Origin of the sequence: Nonomuraea sp. NPDC049152 (assembly GCF_040648355.1) — a bacterium.
Taxonomy (GTDB): Bacteria; Actinomycetota; Actinomycetes; order Streptosporangiales; family Streptosporangiaceae; genus Nonomuraea.
In genome coordinates, this window is record NZ_JBEZDO010000020.1 from 182,547 (window position 1) to 201,370 (window position 18,824).

Consider the following 18,824-nt stretch of genomic DNA (forward strand, 5'->3'; position numbering starts at 1 on the left):
CGGTCGGCTGGCGAGCGGTCTGCGAGTGCGGCTGGCATGGTCCGCTGTGGACCCGGGTCGCCACCGACGGCGAACACGACCCCGGCCAGCGCCGCTTACGTGCAGACCCCGGACCGTACGGCGACGCTCCTGAGGACATCGTGGACTCCCTCATGTGCGAGTGGGAGGGCCACCTGGAGCCGGCCGCACCTGCCGCAGGCTGATGGCTCCGGCAGTCCTTCGGGGGTTGATCTTCGGTGGGATGGCCGACCGGCCCGACCACTAAGCAGAGTGCAGCACGGCGGCCAGGTCGGCGGGCATCGGCATGGGCTGGGTCAGGCCCACACTGGCACGGCCGGTGTTGCCTTCGGGGTAGCGGCCGAGCGCCGAGCCCGGACCGGCGACGATGATCCGTATCACCTGGCCGAAGGCTTCGCGGCGGTCGCGCTGGGCGACGGCGAGGGCGAACATGGCGATGTGGTTGCGGGTGTGCGGCCAGGGCCAGGGCTGGGAGATGATGTGCGCCCGCTCCAGGTGCCGCCATCGGGCCTCCGGGTCGGCGCTGGTGCGGGCGGCGTTCATGTCGCTGTTGTAGGCGGCCCGCACGTGGGCGGGCATCCGGCGGCCGATCATCAGTCGTCCCTTCGGTCGTTGGAGCAGCAGCCGTCGGCGCACCCGGCCGAAGCCGACTCCGAGGCGGTGCCAGAGGCAGGCGTGGAGGTGGGGATGCCGGCGGCGAGCGGGTTGGTGGCGCAGCACACGTCCCCTTGCCAGGCCTCATGGCCCTCCTTGACCGCCACTGCGGCGATCACGAGGGCGGCGATCGGGTCGGCCCACGACCAGCCGAACAGGCTGTTGAGCGCCAGGCCGACCAGCAGCACCGCCGACAAGTAGGTGCACAGCAGCGTCTGCTTGGAGTCGGCCACGGCCGAGGCGGAGCCGAGCTCGCGGCCGGCGCGTCGCTGGGCGGCCGACAGGACCGGCATGATGACCAGGCTGAGCGCGGCAAGGACCAGGCCGGGGGTCGAGTGGTCGGCTTCGCCCGCGCCGAGCAGCGCGCGCACGGCGTCGAAGGTGACGTAGGCAGCCAGCGCGAAGAACGAGATCGCGATGATCCGCAGCGCGGTCTTCTCACGCTTTTCGTGGTCGGCGCTGGAGAACTGCCAGGCGACCGCGGCCGCCGAGGCGACCTCGACGATCGAGTCCAGGCCGAAGCCGATCAGCGCTGCGGAGGAGGCGATGGTGCCGGCGGTGATGGCGACCGCGGCCTCGATCGCGTTGTAGGTGATCGTGGCGGCGACCAGCAGCCGGATCCGGCGCCGTAGGACGGCGCGGCGATCGGCTGTGGGCCCGAGCTCTGGCATGCCCAGCGACGTCATGACAGCCTGGCCTGCTCTGCCAGGTCCCCGGCCAGGCTAGGCATCGGGCGAAGGGCGACCGAATGACCGGTGGCGGCCAGCAGTTGCTCGGCTGAGGCCAGCAGGTCCATCAGCTCTGGCCGGGTCAGCGCGTAGAACGACTGCCTGCCTTCGGCTCGGTAGTCGACCAGCCCGCAGTCGCGCAGGCAGGCCAGGTGCTTGGAGACGGTGGACTGGGCCAGCCCGAGCTCACCGGTCAGGTCCACGACTCGCGCTTCGCCTCTGGCCAGTCTGGCCACGATGCGCAGCCGGGTCTCATCGGCCAGGGAGTGAAACAGCGCTGCGGCGGGCGGCAGGCCCGCCGCGATGTCGGCGCTCACACACCGACCACCCTCATTAATCGCCATACTGCGATGATAGCCACATTCATCGATAGCTTGGCGAGTGGCGACGGTGCGTGCGAACGCGTCCCCACCCTCGCAAAGGTGCGCCCAGGGCAGGCGAGCGAAGAAGTCGATCACCAGCGGGATCACCGGACACCGCCTCGATCGCACCACCATGCGTATGACCGGCGATCTCAGCGAAGCTGCCCCGCGGCAGGAAGCGAGAGCGGCATGCACCTACCGACAAACCCGCGGACGCAAGAACCGCAGCCCTTCCGAATCGCGCGACCTTCGGAGGAAGTCTGACTCGACCTTCACGCAGTGTCTGCGCTCTGCCCGGAGTGGCCGGTTCAGTCCAACGAGCCGGAGGCCCGGCTCCGCTCCCGAGGGCCGGGCCTCAACGCTGACGAAGTGGCCTCACGGGAACAGGAAACCGATCGCCGCGCGCAGACGCTGAACTGCCATGAGAAGGCGGTGGCCATCACCACCCGAGCGCCGTGCCTGCCCCAGCGCATCGCCTGCCAGGGTCGTGGTCACGATCGACTCACTCGTACACCGGTTCGTCGGTCGGGGTCCACAGCTCGACCAGCGCGACCTGACCGAGGAGATCGTGATGATCGTGACCCGCTATCTGCGGACGACTCGCGCCCCGTGACGAGCAAGCCGGATGTCTACGCTGCCTACCGTTCCGGATGGATGGCCTCAGTGTGCTTCGTGTGCGCCAAAGCGAGATCCAGCAACATGCGCACGTGCGCGTCGTCCAACCGGTAGAAGGCCATGCGTCCGGCTCGCCGTACGGAGACGACCCGATGTGCCCGCAGTAGGCGCAGAGCGTGCGATGCCGCAGACTCGCTGAGCCCACTGACCACGGCCAGGTCGCATACGCAGAGCTCCCCTTCGAGCAGCGCCAGCAGCAGTCGCAGCCGCCCTGGGTCGGAAAGCAGCCCGAAGACGTCGGCGGTGTCGCCGAGATCGGACTCAGCCGGCATGCGGGAGCGCACAGCCGCGACCCGTTCGGGGTCGACCACCTTGGTCGCGCAGCTTTCGATATCGGTCACATGGCTGACTGAAGAGCTCTTCATACAGTGGACCATATGCGGGATTCGGGGCAGGTGGTCAAGATTCGCCGGCGCGGCGCTCCGAGGGGTTCGATGTCGCGCTTCCCTGTTCTGGCATGGACGCTTGAGATTACTGGTTCGCGCCTTGGCGCACCGGCCGGCCGAGCCTGTGGCAGCAGGCAGGGGGCCGAGGTGGAGGGTCCCAGCCCCTGGGCGAAACGGCATGCCGGTGATGGACGATGGTGTGGGCACGACATGCTCAACGCGAGCGGCGGCGGGTTCGGCCTCCTCCCCGACCCAGTGGGCGACCACCAGCATCGCACCGACGGCGACCGCGACGACCGTGGCGGTGACGATGTGTTTCCTCGACAGTTCGCCGCCCTTCCGCTGCTCGCGGCCAGCTTCCACACATGTGGCGAGTGCTGCCTCAATGCCCTCCATGTCCAGCAGTGCGGCCGCCACCGCGCTGCGACCGGGGCCGAGCGTCACACCTTCCAGACGGCGATACACAGGAGAGGAGCGACGAGTACGGCAAGCGGCCCGCTCAGCAGCAGGCTGGCCGCCGAGTAGGCCGCGGCCGGTACCCAGCACCGCTCAGGCCCGCGGTTGAGCAGGCGTTCGAGCCGTTCGGTGAGCCCCGCGTCGGCCAGAGCGAACGCACCAGCGCCTTGGCCGCCCACCGGAGTCGCCATCTGCACCAGGGCGCGGGCGAGCGGCAACTCCCCGTGGACCTGCCGCCCATGATCGTCGGCGATCATCTCGACCAGCACAGCGACGGCTTCCCTCGCCGTCCCCACCACTGGAAGCCAGGGAAAGGCGTGGCTCAGCGCGACGAAGGGAAGCAGGACCAGGTTATGGCGGCCGCGGGCATGGGCACGCTCGTGCGCAAGAACCGCGTCCAGTTCCTGAGAGCCCAGCAGATCCAGAGTTCCCCGGCTGAGCACGACGCGTCCATGCCTGCCCGGCACGCAGTAGGCCACGCGCCGCGCGCTGGGCAGGACGTACACGTTGTGTACCGGCAAGTGGTCGGCGACGACGTCGACCAGGAGTCGCTGGCGTCGCTGGTGAAGTACGGTCTTCGCGGTGACCTGGATCGTGTGAGCCAGCAGCCAGACGCATAGGCCGGCTGACCAGGCCAGAGCGGCCATGTGCGCTGGTCCGAGCCCATCGAGTCCATGCCCACCGGCAATTTGGCGGGCCAGCGTGTGCATCCCGTGCGGGAAGACGGCCGCCAGGGGCCAGACCGCCGCGACGAGGCCGATGCCCACGGCGCCCAAGCCTCCGGCCAGCCCGATTGCCTGCCAGAGCACCAGGGCGGCGCGCGGATGCCGATGGGTCCAAGCTGCGGTGGCCAGCCGGCGGGCCACGCGGCTTCCCAGAACCACAGGAAGCAGAGCGGCGCCGGCGGCGACCAGCCAGGCCGTCATGAGGAGGTTCCGTCTCGAGCACCGAGCGCCTCGCGCAGGGCAGCGGCCACCTCGGGGCTCACCGTACCGACGAACCTCTGCACGGCCGCCTCGAGGTCGGCGGCCTCGTCGAGCGCGGCTCGCATGGTCTCGGCTACGACGGCGTCCTTCTCCGCAGCGGCCTTGTACAGGTGAGCGCGCCCGACCCTTTCTCTGGAAACCATGCCCTTGCGCGAGAGTCGTACCAGGACGGTCAGCACGGTGGTGATGGCCGGTTGAGACGGCAGACCGGCCGCGAGGTCCTGAGCGAACATGCCGTCGGGATTCCGCCAGAGGGCTTCCATGATCGCCCGCTCGAGATTGCCCAGCTGCACCTGCGAGCCCTCCCCATCGCCCTCTCGTTCTACTGGCAGTAGAACGTTACAGCTTCCACGGCTTCGCCGGATGCTGAGAGGAAGTGGCACCGATGGCCTGCGCGAGGTAGTTGACGCCATATTCGCCCGTCGAAGCAGGCACACCGGCCTCAGCCGGGCGGCCTCGCTGAGCCTGGCGCGTACGGCATGCCAGGTTGGTGTGGAGGTCCGGGCGACGGCAACGTGCTAGGGACCTGGATTCCGATGCACCGGCCCGTGCGCGTCGGCGCAGTGGCGTGCACCAGCACCGCTGTCGGCGAGTTCCGGCTTGGCATGGTCGACTTGAAGGGTGGTGTGCTGGATGCCGTACACCTGGTGGAACATCCGCTCGATGGCCAGCCGCACGGTGTGGCAGTCGGCGCCGGGCGTGACAAGAACATGCGCGGAGAGGGCGGGATAGCCAGAGGTGACCTCCCACAGGTGCAGATCGTGCACCTCGACCACGTGCTCGTGCGCGGCGGTCTTGGCGCCGAGTTGCACGACCCCGAGCACGCTCATCCTGCCGGGGTCGGTACGGCCCACCAGGCAGCGCCAGGCCACGCTGCTGCCGGAGCCGGCAACTGGACTCTGCTGACCCCCGCCGAAGTCCAGCAGCAGGTCTTCACCGCGGTCCGGCTGCGCGAAGGCTATGACCTGACCGAGGTGGATGAGTTCCTGTCCCGCGTGCAAACCACACTCGGCCTGCTGTGGCGGGACAACGCGCACCTTCGTGAGCAACTGGCCGCCGCGTTGGCCACCCAGCCCGCCCCCCGCCCGAGCGACGCCAGAGTGGCCGCCGCACACCGAGCCGCTGAGGGCATAGTCGCGGCCGCCCGCCGTCAATCCGAGGAGATCCTGGCAGCTGCACACGATCAGGCCGAGCCAGTACGGCGCGACGCCGCCCAGGCGGATGGCGCCATGCTCGACGATGCCCGTCTGCCCACTCGCCAGGCAATCGAAGATCAGATTGACCAGATCAATGCCGCTGTCGCTGAACACGGCCGACAGCTACACCGCAGCCTGCACGACTATCTTGCCCAGATACGCCGCCTGCAGGCCGATCTCACCCCGCCTCGCCCTGCCCCGAGCGACTCGAGCCGCTTGGCGGCCAGCGGATCAGGTGCGCCATCAGCCGATGCACCGACATGACGCCAACGCACGGTAGCAGCCACCGGGCTACCAGCCGATCAACCCAGTCGTTGCTCGCCGTGCTGTCTGAGCTGAAGGAGGCCGTCGAGGAGGTGCGCGCGCGATACGGGGGGTCGGAGCCGGTCAAGCGCGAGATCCAGCTCCTGCTGGGCGTCATCCTGACGGCCGACGCATCCGGCCGCCCGGAGCAGGCAGACCAGGCGGCGGAGGTATTCCGCCAGGCGGTGGCCCAGGCGCCGGCATGTACCGCTCGGAGCTGGGCAACGCGCTGATGCTGAGGTTCCGCGCCGACGGCGGCATCAACGCCCTCGACGAGGCCATCGCCTGCTTCCGGCAGGCCATCAAGGACTCGCCGCACCATACCGAGCGGGCGAGGGCGCACACGGGACTTGGCGGCGCGCTGCAACGCCGCTTCGAGCGGACCCGCCAGCCGTGCGCACGAGCAGCGTGAGGTGCCGGAGCACCAAGATCTCGATTAGTTCTCAATCTGGCTCGATTCGACCCCCCGAAATGAGCGCAAGGAAGAGTCTGAGGACTCGGCGGGCATCATCTCGACGATCTGAATCCCGAAACCATACAGCCGGAACAACGACCACCGAAAACAAGAGAAGCAGCGAGAAGAGAACACTCGCTGCCACGATTATGGCCACCGGCAGGCCGCATTGTTGTATGCCGATGGCGACAGATACTGAAGAAACCGGAATCGCGACCCACTTCGCCAGACCCGTTCTCGGGATGCGGCGTCGCGCGGGACGCTTCGCGCTGGAGACAGCACGAGGTACCTCTGCAGACATTGGAGCCTAGCCGTTCGTCTGAGTTGCACTCCTCTCGGCTCCGCCCTGTGGGGCTCGCTGGCATGCGGGGACCAGGTGGACCACCGCACGTTGACTCGTGGCCCTCGTGCATTGCCCGCTCTGGGTGGGAGCGGAGGATCAACACCTGCCATCGACCATGTGCTGCTGTGATTTCCAGACGGGCGTGCCTCAGCTCCACTACTGCGACACGAACGGCTCAGTGAGGATCCTCGGCCATCGTACGTCCATAGGTGGGATCCGGCATTGAGAATCTGGATGGTTGCTCAGCCACCTGGATCGCTGATCGACTATCTGCTCTAGGCGGGTGACCGGCAGCGTGAACGCCGCCGTAAGGGCGGTTGCGAGCTGCTCCTCACTGACTGGACCGATGAGCCGAGGCAGGACGTCGTCCAGCGACGAGCCGCGTTCTTTATGCTCTGAGACATGACCATTCAGCGGATGGACAACGTCGCCATCGTCGTCGACGACCTGGACGCGGCTGTCGCGTTCTTCACCGAGCTCGGCATGGAATTGGAAGGAAAGTGGCAGGTCGAAGGCCCTTGGGCGGACCGCACCGTCGGACTCGACGGCGTCCGGAGCGACATCGCGATGATGCGGACCCCGGACGGCCACAGCAAGCTGGAGCTGACCAAATACCAGACCCCCGCGGCGTCCGGCGCCGAGCCGGAGAACCCGCCGCCCAACACGCTGGGCCTGCATCGCGTCATGTTCGCCGTCGACGACATCGACGACACCGTCGCCCGCCTGCGCGCCCACGGCGCCGAACTCCTCGGCGAGGTGGCGCAGTACGAGAGCATCTTCCGGCTCTGCTACCTCCGCGGCCCCGCGGGCATCATCGTCGCCCTGGCCGAACAGATCGGCTGACGCGGGGCTGCCGCGCGGGGCGGGTGCATCAGCGATGCGCGAACGGATCGCATCAGCACCCTCCTCTGGATCAACAAATGATCCACCGGACAGGCACTAGTAGTGCTTTGGCATCGCCCCTGTACCGATTCAAATCCGCCGTACGGTCGCTTCGCTGAGCTGAATACCGAGCCGAACCAGCTCACCGTGCACCCGCCGATACCCCCACGTCGGATTCGGATTTCCGTGCTCGTTGCGGGACGGCCAGAGCGGTGAGGGTCGGTCCACGCGCGTTTGATCAACCGGCGATGCCGGGCCAGCAGCGTTCCCGGAGTGACAAGCCGATGAGCTCTCAGCACCGTCGGTAGGAAGCGGGACAACGCCGACAGGACCGTCGCGGGCCACCACCCGGCGATCGGCCAGGTCCAGGTAGACCACCCGGTGCCCGTCGTCGCTGATCGCGATCTCGGGCTCCTCGGCGGCGTACGGAAGCAGGGAGACCTCGCCGGAGGCGAGATGCAGGTTCCATCCGTGACACTTCGCGGTGTCGCAGTCGGACACCTCGCCGTACACGATGGGCTGGGCGGTGCCGCGCGGCCAGAGGAACACCAGGAGGAGGACTCAGCAGATCTTCTGGAAGGGCTCTCCGCGTGGGAGGTAGCGGGTCCACTCCTCCTTGGTGAGGGAACGGCCGGCCATCGCGCAGACCGTTTTGCTCGGGTCCGATGGGATGCCCGGCTTCCACAGCAGGATGGTTCCGGCGTAGTCGGAGCTGGCCAGGGTCTGGCCGTCGGGGCTGAACGCCAGCGCCACGACGTCCTTGGTGTGGCCCTTGAGCGGGTTACCGATCGGCCTCCTGGTCCACACGTCCCACAGTTGGACGCCCCTGTCCTCGCCCTCGGTGGCCAGGGTCTGGCCGTCGGGGCTCAACGCCACCGCGCCACTGCCCTTGATCGGATCTCCCGACGTCCGCTGGGTCAGGGTGTCCCACAGGCGGGTGGTCCCGTCCTCACTGAGGGCGGCCAGGAGCTTTCCGTCCGGGCTGAACGCCATCGAGGTGTCGCCCTTCATGGGGTTCCCGATCTGCCGCCGGGTCGCCGTGTCCCACAGCCGGATGGTTCCGTCGCAGGCGGTGGCCAGGGTCTTGCCGTCCCGGCTGTAGACGACCGCCTCAACGGGGCCGGTCCCGGCTTGGAGCGGCTCCCCGATCGGTCGCCGGGTGGCCGGATTCCACAGGGAGACGGTCCCCTTGCCGCCGCCGACGGCCAGGGTCTCGTCTGCCGGGCTGAACGCCACCGAATAGACCCGGTGCTCGACCTTGATCGGCTCTCCCATCGGCTGCCTGTCCGCCATCCCCCACGGCTGGACCTCTCCGTCGGGATTGGCGATGACCAAGGTCTCGCCGTCCGCGCTGAGCGCCATGGGCCAGGCGTTGTTGCCGTAGGCGTTCGGGGTCCCGATCGGCTTGCCGAGGTGCCGGCCGGTCACGGGATCCCACAGCCGGACGGTCTCCTCTTGACCGCTGCTGATCAGCGTCTTGCCGTCCGGGCTGAACAGCAGTGGCGTGACCTCCTCGGTGTGGCCCTTGAGCGGGTCTCCGATCGGCCGCCGCGCCGCCGGATCCCACAGTCTGACTGTTCTGTCGCTGTTGGTGACCAGGAGCCTGCCGTCCGGGCTGAAGGCCATCGCCGAGACCATGGTGTTGTGGCCGGCGAGCGTGTCCCCGACCCGCCGACCGGTCGCCGGGTCCCACAGCCGGATGGTGTGGTCCCAGCCCCCAGTGGCCAGGGTCTTGCCGTCCGGGCTGAACGCGATGGCGCTGACGGGGCCGTCATGACCGCTGAGCGGGCCTTTGACGGGGTTTCCCGTGGCGGAGTCCCACAGCCGGACGTCTCCGTCCTCGCCTCCGGTGGCCAGAATCTTGCCATCTGGGTTGAACGCGACCGACCGGATCGTGCCGGTGCGGCCGCTGAGCGGCTTCCCTTTCCCGGTGGCGAGGTTCCACAGCCAGGCCCCGTCACGACCCCCGCTGGCGAGGGTCGTACCGTCCGGGCTGACCCACAGGGACTCGACGTTATCGGTGTGACCGGTGAGCGGAGCCCCGATCTGCCGCCAGGTCGCCGTGTCCCACCGCCGGATCTTCTCGTCGAACCCGACGGTGACCAGGGTCTCGCCATCCGGGCTCAGCTCCAAGGTTGCGACGACGTCGCCCGGGCCGGCGAAAGGGGTCCCGATCGGCCGCCAGGTCGCCGTGTCCCATAGCCGGATGGTTCCGTCTTCCCTGAGGGTGACCAGGGTCCGGCCATCCTGGCTGAACTTCGCCAACCTGAAATCCGCGGTGAACGGGCTCCCGATCCACCTGCGGATCACCGGGTCCCACAGGCGCATGGTCCGGTCGTCGCCGGCCAGGATCTTGCCGTCCGGGCCGAGCGCTCTGATGCCGCCGAGGCCGTTCAGGACACCCAGGGCGGGGGTCGCCAGGGAGGCGAGCATACCGTGGCGAGCCTCGAGGGTCTGCTCGAAACGCGAGGCCGCGGCGGCCAGGAGCCCGGCCACCACCGGGTCGTCGTCACCGACCTGGTCCCCGCGCGTGACCAGCAGGCTGGACACGGCGCTCCTGTGTTGCGCCTCCGCCCTGTCCCGCTGCGCCCGCGCGACGCCGGCCGAGTTGACCGCGGCCACCGCGCTGACAACCGCCGCCGCGGTGAGGAGGGACAGCCCCGTCCAGGAGAACCGCCGGAACCGCCGGGCCCGCCGGTGCTGGCGGACGTCCTCGCCGACGAGCTCGTCCTTGGGGCGCTGGTGCAGGGCGGAGGCAAGCGTCGCGATGGCGTCGAGGAAGGCGGGGTTGCCGAGGGACAGGTCGGTCTGGGTGCGGATCGAGCGCAGGTCCACCCAGAGCGGGACCTCGGTGAAGCCCCGGAGCAGCGACTCGGGCAGGGCCGTGGTCAGGGTCTCGTCGAATTGCCCCGCCTCGTGCTCCCAGACGATCTCGCCGTCGGTGACCACGATGAGCATGGGCCGTTCCGCCGCGAGCGACCGCCAGTGCTCGACCTCCCGCCGGACCCAGACGGAGCGCGCCGAGTCGGGCGAGGCCAGCAGGATGAAGCAGCGCGACGCGTCCAGCGCGGCATCGATCGTCGTCCACAGGCCCGGCGAGGCGGACAGACTGCGGGCGTCGCAGAAGACGCGCAGGGCGCGCAGCCGGTACCAGGGGCGGGCGAACTGGTGGAGGGCGTCGCGCAGGGCGGGGCCGAGGCGGCCGTCGGCGGCCCGGCTGTAGGAGATGAACCCGTCGTAGTGACCCGGAGATGGTTTCTCGCGCTTACGGAGGAGGTCCACATACCCGATTCTGAGGCTTCGGGGATCTTCGGGGATTGAGTATGGGCCTACTCATGCCACACGGATCCGTCCGGGCGATCATCGGGAGCCGGATAGTTCGGAGGGGACCGCGAAATGAGATGGTTGGCTCGACTGCTGATCGCGTTGTCCATGGTGCCGGCGTATCTCGCGCCCACTCCGGCGCAGGCCGAGGATGTGGAGGTCACCGTCCACCTGTACCGGGTGGTCGAGGTGGAGTGCGGCGACGGGGTAGGCGAGTCGTGCCCGAACGACTACTACCCGCAGTTCCGGATCGACGGCAAGGACTTCGACGGCAAGGACGACTTCTGCTGTGCCCACGGGTCCGACTTCAGGACCAACTGGATCCACAGCGAAAAGGTCGACAGCACCCACAACCCCGTCGACATCCACCTGGAACTGTGGGACCAGGACGACGCGACCCCTGACGACCCCATCGACTGGGGCGCGCCCGGGGATGACCTGGACATCAAGTTCGACCTGAACACGTGCATTTTCACCGGCGGCGGCCTGACCGCCCAGCAGGGGGCGGGCATCCTGTCCCTGACGGGACAGAGCGAGGCCAGCGGCGTCGACTCGGCCCGCGGCTACTTCACCATCACCACCCCGCACTGCCTCGACCTGGCGAGGAAGGCGGGCGGCGACAGCGACGGCGACGGCATCGAGAACTCCTGGGAGATACCCGGCGTGGGTCTCGACGTCAACACCGACGGCACGGTGGACCTGCCGCTGGGCGACCCGCCGTACAACGCCCTGCCGTACCGGAAGGACCTGTTCGTCGAGGTCGACTACATGAGGGGATTCCGGCCCGACTACCTGGGCCTCCTGGACGTCGTCGACGCGTTCGACCGCGCACCGGTCGATCCGTACCAAGGTGGCAAATACCTGGGCGTCCGGCTCCACATGCTGGACATCGACGAGGAACTGTCGCACGTGCCCGTGCTCCGCTTCATCCCGGACAACGACGGACAACCGGACAACTTCAGCTTCATCAAGAACGGCGCACGGAACAGCACCTGCGCGGGCGCCTTCGGCACCGCCGCCGACCGCTCCAGCCCGAACTGCGCGAACATCCTGAGGGCCAAGAGCATGGTGTACCGCTACATGATCTTCGGCGACCGCGTCGAGGACGAGAAGCGGAACACCGACGGGTCGGGCATAGCCGAGTGGGAACCCACCAGCCCCAGGGGCGGCAACGACTTCGTCGTCACGATGGGCGTGTTCACCTCCGAGGACTTCCAGCGGCGACTGGGCGGCAGGGCGAACGCCGAGAAGTCCACCTTCATGCACGAGCTGGGACACACGCTGGGCCTGGGTCACGGTGGCGACGAGGCGGTCAACTGCAAACCCAACTACCTCAGCGTGATGAACTACTCCTACCAGTTCCAGGACTACGACCTCATCCGGCCGCTGGACTACAGCAGCTCGGCCAGGGGCACGGCTCTCAACGTGTCCCTGCGGGAGAGCAAACTCGACGAGAACTCCGGGGTGTACGCGAGCCCCGATCGTCAGGTCGTGTACGGCGTCGGCGGCAAGCCCAGAACGGTTGCCGCCACCAACGGATTCATCGACTGGAACGGAAACGGCACAAGACAGGGCGAAACCCCCGCCAACATCACCCGCATCCTGCCCGAGTGCCCCGATGACGACCTGGAAGAGCTGCACGGCTTCGACGACTGGGCCAACATCCAGTACAACCCCCGCCTCAACGCCACATACTTCGCCGACGGCGCGCGTCGCAACCTGCCGCAGGAACTGACCGCGGAGATGCTCCGCGCCAGGTCCCAGAAGGCCGACCTCAAGCTCACCAAGACCGCCGACCAGACCGAGGCCGTCGGCGGCGACACCCTGACCTACACGGTGTCCGTCACCGACCTCGGCCCCGGCACCGCCACCGCCGTCTCGGTGACCGACACCCTGCCCGACGGCACCGTGCAACACCGCTCGCTCCCCGACTTGGCCAACGGCGCCGTCCACACCATCACGCCCACGTTCACCTACCGGGTCCCCTGCGCCACGACCGATGGCACCGTGCTCACCAACACCGCCACGGTCACCGGCAAGGACACCGACGGCATCCCCGACCCGTACACCGACGACAACACCGACCGCGCCACCACCACGGTCCGCGCCCCGGTCCTGACCGTGAAACAGACCGCGACCCCCACGGTCAACGCCGGCGAGGCCGTCACCTACACCGTCACCTACGCGAACACGGGCGGCGGCGGCGCGTCCGGCACCGTCGTCACCGCCACGCTCCCCTCCGGCGTCTCCTACAGCCAGGCGCTCGACCTGGGCACGGGCCCCAAACCCGACTCGGTGACGCTCAACCACGACGGCACTCGGACCCTGGTCTGGAACGTGGGCGCCGTCCCGGCCAGGTCCGGCGACCACGCGATCGTCTTCACCGCGCGACCGACGCTGCTGGCCCCGGCGGGCACGACCTATACGAGCGACGTGTCCGTAAGCTACAAGAACGCCGGCGGCGGGTGCACCTTCGCCCCGGTCACCGACTCGGCGACCACCACGGTCACGGTCGTGCCGCCCACCCGCGACCCGCTCTCCAAGGGCTTCTGGAAGAACCACGCCGACAAGTGGACGACCGAGTTCCTGGCCCGTATCCAGGCCACCGACCAGCGCTACGACACCGACCGGAGCGGAGCCCTGAACGCCGCCGAGATCACGGTGGCGTTCAAAGGCGACAACTCGCCGAAGAGCGTGCTCACCGAGCACCTCCTGGGCACGTACTTCAACCTGGCGACCAGGCGCGTCAACGCCGACACGGTGATCAGCTCCAGCCCCGGCACCGTGCGCGCCGCGGTGCTCTACGCCCAGGGCACGGCCGAGCTGCCGGTCGGCTCCGGCACCGCCGAGCGGTACAGCAGGAGCATCCGCCTGCTGGACGACATCAACGCCAACAGGATCGAGGTGTACTGAGGGTCAGGCCGGCGGGTAGCACACCCCGCTCGCGGGGCAGCAGATCGATCCACACCAGGGCAAGGGGCAGAGGTGCCTGACCGTCAGCTCACCGTCCGCCAGTTCCTGGCTTGGCGTGAGCGAGTGGTCGGCCGCCCCAGCGGATGCCTTGGCTCTTGACGGTATCCGATTGATCGACTAGATGTCAGGAAGCCTGTCGATCACCCCCTGGGAGGGCGTCATGTCCAGCGGAAACCTCTTACGACTCACTGCGTCCGTGGTCACGGCCGGTTCGCTCGTCGCGCTCGCCACGGTGCCGGCGTACGCGGACGGCAACAGCCGGCCGCCCAGGACGACGCACGGCCCGTGCGGGTACACCGAGACGCCCGACGACCCGGCTGTCCGGAAGGTGCCGCTGCCGCCCGATCCGCGCAGGACGCCGACGCGCCCGGTGTCGGCGGTGCTCAAGACCAACCACGGCGACATCGGGCTGACGCTGGACCCGGGGAAGGCGCCGTGCACCGTACAGAGCTTCGTGCACCTCATCCGGCACGGGTTCTACGACCGGACGTCCTGCCACCGGCTGACCGCCTACGATCGGCTGAAGGTGCTGCAGTGCGGCGACCCGAGCTTCACCGGCGAGGGCGGGCCGGGGTACCGCTACAAGGACGAGCTCCCCACCGACCTGCCGCCGTGGCCGGGCGACCCGACAGGCGAGCGCAAGACCTACGCGCGCGGGGTGCTGGCCATGGCCAACGCCGGGCCGGACACCAACGGCAGCCAGTTCTTCCTGGTCTACGGAGATTCGGGCCTGCGCCCCAACTACACGATCTTCGGCACGGTGGACGGCCCCGGCTTGGCCGCGCTGGACGAGATCGCCGCCGGCGGGATCCAGCCGGAGCCCGACGGCCCGACGCCGCCGGTGGACGGCAAGCCGGCGCTCCCTGCCGACATCCACAGGGCATGTGTCGTGCGATAGATGAGTTCCGGCCGCCATGCTTCTGGCCTCGGTGCGGCCGGCGCCGGGGAGGGGGGCGACGTCGTAGGGGCGGGCTTCGTGCACCGCCGGGTCCACGGGTGTCAGACGAAGAAGCTGTCGTGGCGCAGGAAGAACTCCGCGCGCTCCTCCTCACGGAGACCGGCGAGCTGGGTGATCCCCTCGAAGTACTCCTCGCGGGGGGCGCCGGGCGCGAACAGCATGAGCATGGAGGCAGGTTCGCCGGACTCGTTGCGGAAGGCGTGCAGCCCTCCCACGGGAACGTACAGGTAGTCGCCGGCGGTGGCGTCGACCCAGCGCCACCCGTCGAACAGCCGCATGGTGCCCGACAGGATGAAGAACGATTCCGACATCGCCTTGTGGAAGTGGGTGCTCGGGCCGCCGAATTCAGGACCCATGTCCACGCGGTACAGGCCGTACTCTCCTCCGGTGGAGGCCGTGGTGGACAGGTAGTGGTAGGCGGTGCCCTGGCCCACGTTGGGGCCGGAGGAGGTGACGGGCTGGGAGACGAAGTCAGGAGCGGTGGTGGCGGGCCGGAAGAGCGCGTTGATCTCTCCGGTGTCGCCGACGTAGCGGGGGTCGGGGTAGGACACGGCTATTCCTCGGTTCTGCGTGAAGGGGAAGGTCTACGCGCGCGGGGCGAGGTCGGCGTCGATGAATTCGCGGGTCAGCTTGACCAGCCCGCTGGGGTCGGCGAACCAGTCCATGTGGCCCTGGTCCTCGGCCTCCACCAGGCGGCTGCCGGGGATGGCGGCGCTCAGCTGCCGGGAGCCCTCGATGGGGATCATGTTGTCGTCGGCGAATCCGATCACCAGGGTGGGAGCGGTGATCTTCGGTAGGAGCTGCCTGATGTCCACGCGCAGACCGAGGTCGATCTGCCGGTCGATGCCGGGCGGCGGCCACGCGTCGGCCAGGGAGTGGGCGAGTCCGTCGTGGCCGAAGCGGTCCAGGGCGGCGGCGCTGAAGCCGGTCAGCGCGGAGAAGCGTTTGAACAGCTCGCGGTCGGTCTCGAGCAGCTTGCGCCAGGTCTGGAAGTAGTAGCGGTCACGGGGACCGGTGGAATGCGCCCAGCCGCCGACGAGGATGAGGCTGCGCACCAGATCAGGCTGGGTGGCGGCGACCGCGGCCGCGGCGACGGCGCCGAGCGAGAAGCCGAGCAGATCCACCGGGCCGTCCACCGCTGCTCGGGTGGCCGCGCTGACCTGGGCGGCGATCAGGTCGACACTCAGCTGCGCGCCGTCGTCGGTGGTCTGCCCGCTGCCGCTGAAGTTGGGCCGCACGACCGTCCGGGTCTGGGTGAAGTGGTCAACGACATTGCCGAAGACCTTCTCGGCGTCGCCGCCGGTGCCATGGACCAGCACCAGGCCGGGCCCGTGCCCGTCGACTTCGTAGTGGACGCGGGTGTCGCGGACTGAGGTGAAAGGCATGGCGAACCACCACTCATTGAGTCATCTCCGATAAGATGAGCGCTAAGATAATCAGCACTTGTGTGAGTGTCAACTTAATGAGCGCTCGCCTAAATTGTGGGAGGATCCATGGCCGACGCAGTGGCCGCGGTACTGGAACAGTGGAGCCGCGAACGCCCCGACATCGACAACTGGCCGATCGGCGTCGTCGGCCGGATCATGCGGATCTCCCGCATGTGGGACAAAGAGATCAAGGACTTCCTCGCCGGGCACGACCTCGAGCCCGGCGAGTTCGACGTGCTGTCCACCCTGCGGCGATCCGGCGCGCCGTATGAGCTGACCGCGGGCACGTTCCTCAAGACCTCCCTGGTCACCACCGGCGCGATCACCCTGCGCGTGGACCGCATGCAGGACAAGGGCCTGGTCGCCCGGATCCGCGACGAAGCCGACCGCCGCTCGGTCAAGATCCGCCTCACCGAACGCGGTCTGGAGGTCATCGAGCGCGTCCTGCCCCTGCACGTCGCCAACGAGACCCGCCTGCTTCAGGCTCTCGGCCCCGACGACTGCCGGCACCTGGCCGCCACGCTGGCCACCCTGCTGGAGTCCTACGGCGACACCCAGCCGTAGACCGAGCGGATGGCCGAGGCGATCTCGTTGACCAGGCTCATGTTGTTACCGTTGGCCAGGATCGCGTACCCGCCGCCGAGCTCCGGATAGCCCTGGAACACCGACTTGAAGCCGTAGTTGGAGCCGTCGTGGTTGTAGGAGAAGTTCTTCGTCCCGGAGCCGGCGATGAAGAAGCCCCGCCCCATGGTGGGCTGGGGGCCGGCGGTGAGCAGCGTGCGGACGGAGGCCTTGGTAAGCGGTCCGGCGATGTCGCCGGAGGCGGTCCACGCCTTGTTGAGGTAGGAAACCAGGCGGCACAGGTCGAGGACGTTCGTGTAGAGGCCGGCGGCGGCCGACTCCGGGTAGCGGTTGCGCTTGCCCGGGATCACGGCGCCGGTATTGGTGTGGCCGGCGGCCAGCTCGAAGCCGGGCGACAGCGTGTACGAGCTGTTCTTCATGCCGAGCGGCGCGAACACCTCCTTGTCCATGTACTGGGCCAGCGGCAGGCCGCTCTTCTGTTCCACCATCCGCTGCAGCAGCACGAACCCCGCGCCGGAGTAGTGGAACTCGGCCCCCGGGTTGGTGGAGAGCTCGATCTTCGGGGAGTCGCCCTGGCCGTTCATGACCTGGAGCAGCGAGGGCACGGTAGCGCCTGGGCCGTACCCGGCGAAGCCGCCTCCGCTGGAGTCGAAGCCGGAGCAGGCGCCGGCCGGGGAAGTTGAGCCGCGGCCGATGATGCCGGCCCGGTGCGTCAGCACGCGGTCGATGGTCGGAACCGGCGTCGAGGAGACGCAGGAGCGGCGCGGCAGGGTCCAGCCGAGGTAGGGGCGGATGTCGTTGGTCAGGGGCTGCTTGAACGTCTGCATGAGGCGCAGCACGCCGACCGAGGCCACGGCCTTACTGATGGAGGCGGCCTGGAAGGCGGTCTCCGGGTGCGCTGCGGCGCCGCTGCCCGCCTCCAGCCAGCCGTACCCGGTGGACCAGGCGATCTTGTTGCCGACCACCACCGCGATGGCCACCCCCGGGGTCTTCCACGCGCTCATCCGCTGCCAGATGTCCGCGCCGCCCACCGCGTTCTCGACCTGACGCACCCGGTCGGCGGGCAGCGACGGCACCTTGCCGCGCGTGCTCAGCGACCAGCCGCCTACCGGCGAGAAGTCGACGTTGTGGATCTGCCAGCCGTCGGCCGCGAGGTCGTTCATCTTCTGGAAGCAGGCGTCATCGATGCCGCGCACGTGCAGCTCGTCCTGCGCGACGACCGCCCATCCGCCGCTCTTGGGGAAGGCGACGCGGGTCACCCGGCGTCCGCCTTGGGTCAGGTTGCGCATCATCTGGTAGCACTCGTCGTCAATGCCTCGCGCGGAGAAGACTTTGGTGTCGGCCACCACCCAGCGGTTCCCGCCGGCCGGCGGGAACGCGACGTGCACGACCTGCTGGCCCGCGGCGTAGCTGTCGCTGATGCGCTGATGGCACTCCTCGGGGAGGCCGCGCGCGGACATCCCCTTGTCACTGGTGATCACCCAGCGGTCGCCGCCCTCCGGAGGGAAGGCCACGCAGTGGATTTTCGCACCGGCTTCGACCATCTTTTCGAGCTCGGCGAAACACGCATCGGGTACGCCGCGGGCGAAGTAGCGGCCGTCCTGGGTGACGATTACCCAACCATTGGACGGCGTGAAGGCAACAGACGTGATGCCATAAGGCGCCAACTCTCCCATCTTGGTATGCAGCTCGTCGGGGACGCCACCGTTGGCGAACGGGTAGCTCGCCGCCAGCGCCGACCGGGGGAGATCCACGGCGAGCAGGCCTGCGGTGGCGCCGGTCAGGGTGAGGAAACGTCTGCGGTCCATGGGGGAAACTCCTCAACGCGGGCCCCTGCTCGGGGCACCAACGGTCACAAAGTGCGTTTTGCAGCATGGCAGACCGCTGAGGCTTCGTGATCCGTCACAGACAGTGGGCGGTGAAACGCGGATGGATCGGGTGGACAGGGCTCTGCGAGCAACGCATTCACTACAGCGAGATGACCGCCTGGGCCCACTCGCCGGCACACGTCACTTGAGGTGTTTTCTTGATCGCTAGTGCAGACAGCCCGACCATCACGCTGATACGTTTTCCTGTCAGTTGATTCGTTCTGGGGGCAGCGTGAACCAGCCATTAGT

18 protein-coding genes are annotated in these 18,824 nt (G+C 68.5%); 7 read left to right on the plus strand and 11 right to left on the minus strand.

Annotated features, from left to right (window positions below; genetic code table 11):
- Positions 1-261: 261 nt before the first annotated feature.
- The 6 genes from AB0B45_RS32145 to AB0B45_RS32170 form a co-directional block, all read right to left on the minus strand.
- Positions 262-612 carry a DUF3703 domain-containing protein gene (locus AB0B45_RS32145; RefSeq protein ID WP_358138243.1) on the minus strand — a complete coding sequence of 117 codons (351 nt, stop codon included), beginning with the start codon at positions 610-612 and terminating at the stop codon, positions 262-264.
- Complete coding sequence (locus AB0B45_RS32150) at positions 612-1,358, minus strand: cation transporter (RefSeq protein ID WP_358138245.1); 747 nt, start codon at positions 1,356-1,358, stop codon at positions 612-614. The genes AB0B45_RS32145 and AB0B45_RS32150 overlap by 1 nt, the downstream gene beginning before the upstream one ends.
- Positions 1,355-1,744: a metalloregulator ArsR/SmtB family transcription factor gene (locus AB0B45_RS32155; protein WP_358138247.1), complete on the minus strand. Its 390-nt coding sequence runs from the start codon at positions 1,742-1,744 to the stop codon at positions 1,355-1,357. The genes AB0B45_RS32150 and AB0B45_RS32155 overlap by 4 nt, the downstream gene beginning before the upstream one ends.
- A 656-nt stretch (positions 1,745-2,400) precedes the next feature.
- Positions 2,401-3,267 carry a metalloregulator ArsR/SmtB family transcription factor gene (locus AB0B45_RS32160; RefSeq protein WP_358138249.1) on the minus strand — a complete coding sequence of 289 codons (867 nt, stop codon included), beginning with the start codon at positions 3,265-3,267 and terminating at the stop codon, positions 2,401-2,403.
- Positions 3,264-4,205 (minus strand): M56 family metallopeptidase, encoded by a 942-nt coding sequence (locus AB0B45_RS32165; RefSeq protein ID WP_358138250.1) that lies wholly within the window; start codon positions 4,203-4,205, stop codon positions 3,264-3,266. Before AB0B45_RS32165 ends, AB0B45_RS32160 begins: the two co-directional genes overlap by 4 nt.
- Positions 4,202-4,558 (minus strand): BlaI/MecI/CopY family transcriptional regulator, encoded by a 357-nt coding sequence (locus AB0B45_RS32170; protein ID WP_358138251.1) that lies wholly within the window; start codon positions 4,556-4,558, stop codon positions 4,202-4,204. Before AB0B45_RS32170 ends, AB0B45_RS32165 begins: the two co-directional genes overlap by 4 nt.
- Positions 4,559-4,975: 417 nt before the next feature.
- Between AB0B45_RS32170 and AB0B45_RS32175 the strand changes: the two genes are divergently transcribed.
- From AB0B45_RS32175 to AB0B45_RS32190, 4 genes are all read left to right on the plus strand, one after another.
- On the plus strand, positions 4,976-5,725 hold the full coding sequence (locus AB0B45_RS32175; RefSeq protein WP_358138280.1) for a DivIVA domain-containing protein: 750 nt from the start codon (positions 4,976-4,978) through the stop codon (positions 5,723-5,725).
- 50 nt (positions 5,726-5,775) lie between these two features.
- Positions 5,776-5,997: a hypothetical protein gene (locus AB0B45_RS32180; protein ID WP_358138252.1), complete on the plus strand. Its 222-nt coding sequence runs from the start codon at positions 5,776-5,778 to the stop codon at positions 5,995-5,997.
- The gene (locus AB0B45_RS32185) at positions 5,967-6,176 is read left to right on the plus strand and encodes a hypothetical protein (protein ID WP_358138254.1); all 210 of its coding nucleotides are present in this window, start codon (positions 5,967-5,969) and stop codon (positions 6,174-6,176) included. Before AB0B45_RS32180 ends, AB0B45_RS32185 begins: the two co-directional genes overlap by 31 nt.
- An 802-nt stretch (positions 6,177-6,978) precedes the next feature.
- On the plus strand, positions 6,979-7,404 hold the full coding sequence (locus AB0B45_RS32190) for a VOC family protein (protein WP_358138281.1): 426 nt from the start codon (positions 6,979-6,981) through the stop codon (positions 7,402-7,404).
- A gap of 129 nt (positions 7,405-7,533) precedes the next feature.
- Here AB0B45_RS32190 and AB0B45_RS32195 read toward each other — a convergent pair whose 3' ends face one another.
- Both AB0B45_RS32195 and AB0B45_RS32200 read right to left on the minus strand, forming a co-directional pair.
- Complete coding sequence (locus tag AB0B45_RS32195; RefSeq protein ID WP_358138256.1) at positions 7,534-7,992, minus strand: hypothetical protein; 459 nt, start codon at positions 7,990-7,992, stop codon at positions 7,534-7,536.
- A gap of 12 nt (positions 7,993-8,004) precedes the next feature.
- Positions 8,005-10,725 carry a TIR domain-containing protein gene (locus tag AB0B45_RS32200; protein WP_358138257.1) on the minus strand — a complete coding sequence of 907 codons (2,721 nt, stop codon included), beginning with the start codon at positions 10,723-10,725 and terminating at the stop codon, positions 8,005-8,007.
- Between the two features lie 114 nt (positions 10,726-10,839).
- Between AB0B45_RS32200 and AB0B45_RS32205 the strand changes: the two genes are divergently transcribed.
- A complete protein-coding gene (locus AB0B45_RS32205; RefSeq protein ID WP_358138259.1) occupies positions 10,840-13,680 on the plus strand; it encodes a hypothetical protein in 2,841 nt (946 codons plus the stop codon).
- 220 nt (positions 13,681-13,900) lie between these two features.
- Positions 13,901-14,638, plus strand: coding sequence for a peptidylprolyl isomerase (locus tag AB0B45_RS32210; protein ID WP_358138260.1), 738 nt, complete (start codon positions 13,901-13,903; stop codon positions 14,636-14,638).
- Between the two features lie 101 nt (positions 14,639-14,739).
- Here AB0B45_RS32210 and AB0B45_RS32215 read toward each other — a convergent pair whose 3' ends face one another.
- Positions 14,740-15,249, minus strand: coding sequence for a cupin domain-containing protein (locus AB0B45_RS32215; protein WP_358138262.1), 510 nt, complete (start codon positions 15,247-15,249; stop codon positions 14,740-14,742).
- 33 nt (positions 15,250-15,282) lie between these two features.
- Positions 15,283-16,083 carry an alpha/beta hydrolase gene (locus AB0B45_RS32220; RefSeq protein WP_358138264.1) on the minus strand — a complete coding sequence of 267 codons (801 nt, stop codon included), beginning with the start codon at positions 16,081-16,083 and terminating at the stop codon, positions 15,283-15,285.
- A 108-nt stretch (positions 16,084-16,191) separates the two neighbouring features.
- Between AB0B45_RS32220 and AB0B45_RS32225 the strand changes: the two genes are divergently transcribed.
- Positions 16,192-16,689 (plus strand): MarR family transcriptional regulator, encoded by a 498-nt coding sequence (locus AB0B45_RS32225; protein ID WP_358138266.1) that lies wholly within the window; start codon positions 16,192-16,194, stop codon positions 16,687-16,689.
- Here AB0B45_RS32225 and AB0B45_RS32230 read toward each other — a convergent pair.
- Positions 16,668-18,515 (minus strand): serine hydrolase domain-containing protein, encoded by a 1,848-nt coding sequence (locus AB0B45_RS32230; protein ID WP_358138268.1) that lies wholly within the window; start codon positions 18,513-18,515, stop codon positions 16,668-16,670. The genes AB0B45_RS32225 and AB0B45_RS32230 overlap by 22 nt on opposite strands.
- Between the last annotated feature and the right edge of the window lie 309 nt (positions 18,516-18,824).

What these genes read in the sequence shown, in the direction of transcription:
- AB0B45_RS32145 (WP_358138243.1), bottom strand. Translation starts at nt 612, where the DNA reads ATGATCGGCCGCCGGATGCCCGCCCACGTGCGGGCCGCCTACAACAGC.
- AB0B45_RS32150 (WP_358138245.1), bottom strand. Translation starts at nt 1,358, where the DNA reads ATGACGTCGCTGGGCATGCCAGAGCTCGGGCCCACAGCCGATCGCCGC.
- AB0B45_RS32155 (WP_358138247.1), bottom strand. Translation starts at nt 1,744, where the DNA reads ATGGCGATTAATGAGGGTGGTCGGTGTGTGAGCGCCGACATCGCGGCG.
- AB0B45_RS32165 (WP_358138250.1), bottom strand. Translation starts at nt 4,205, where the DNA reads ATGACGGCCTGGCTGGTCGCCGCCGGCGCCGCTCTGCTTCCTGTGGTT.
- AB0B45_RS32175 (WP_358138280.1), top strand. Translation starts at nt 4,976, where the DNA reads ATGCGCGGAGAGGGCGGGATAGCCAGAGGTGACCTCCCACAGGTGCAG.
- AB0B45_RS32185 (WP_358138254.1), top strand. Translation starts at nt 5,967, where the DNA reads ATGTACCGCTCGGAGCTGGGCAACGCGCTGATGCTGAGGTTCCGCGCC.
- AB0B45_RS32190 (WP_358138281.1), top strand. Translation starts at nt 6,979, where the DNA reads ATGGACAACGTCGCCATCGTCGTCGACGACCTGGACGCGGCTGTCGCG.
- AB0B45_RS32205 (WP_358138259.1), top strand. Translation starts at nt 10,840, where the DNA reads ATGAGATGGTTGGCTCGACTGCTGATCGCGTTGTCCATGGTGCCGGCG.
- AB0B45_RS32210 (WP_358138260.1), top strand. Translation starts at nt 13,901, where the DNA reads ATGTCCAGCGGAAACCTCTTACGACTCACTGCGTCCGTGGTCACGGCC.
- AB0B45_RS32220 (WP_358138264.1), bottom strand. Translation starts at nt 16,083, where the DNA reads ATGCCTTTCACCTCAGTCCGCGACACCCGCGTCCACTACGAAGTCGAC.
- AB0B45_RS32225 (WP_358138266.1), top strand. Translation starts at nt 16,192, where the DNA reads ATGGCCGACGCAGTGGCCGCGGTACTGGAACAGTGGAGCCGCGAACGC.
- AB0B45_RS32230 (WP_358138268.1), bottom strand. Translation starts at nt 18,515, where the DNA reads ATGGACCGCAGACGTTTCCTCACCCTGACCGGCGCCACCGCAGGCCTG.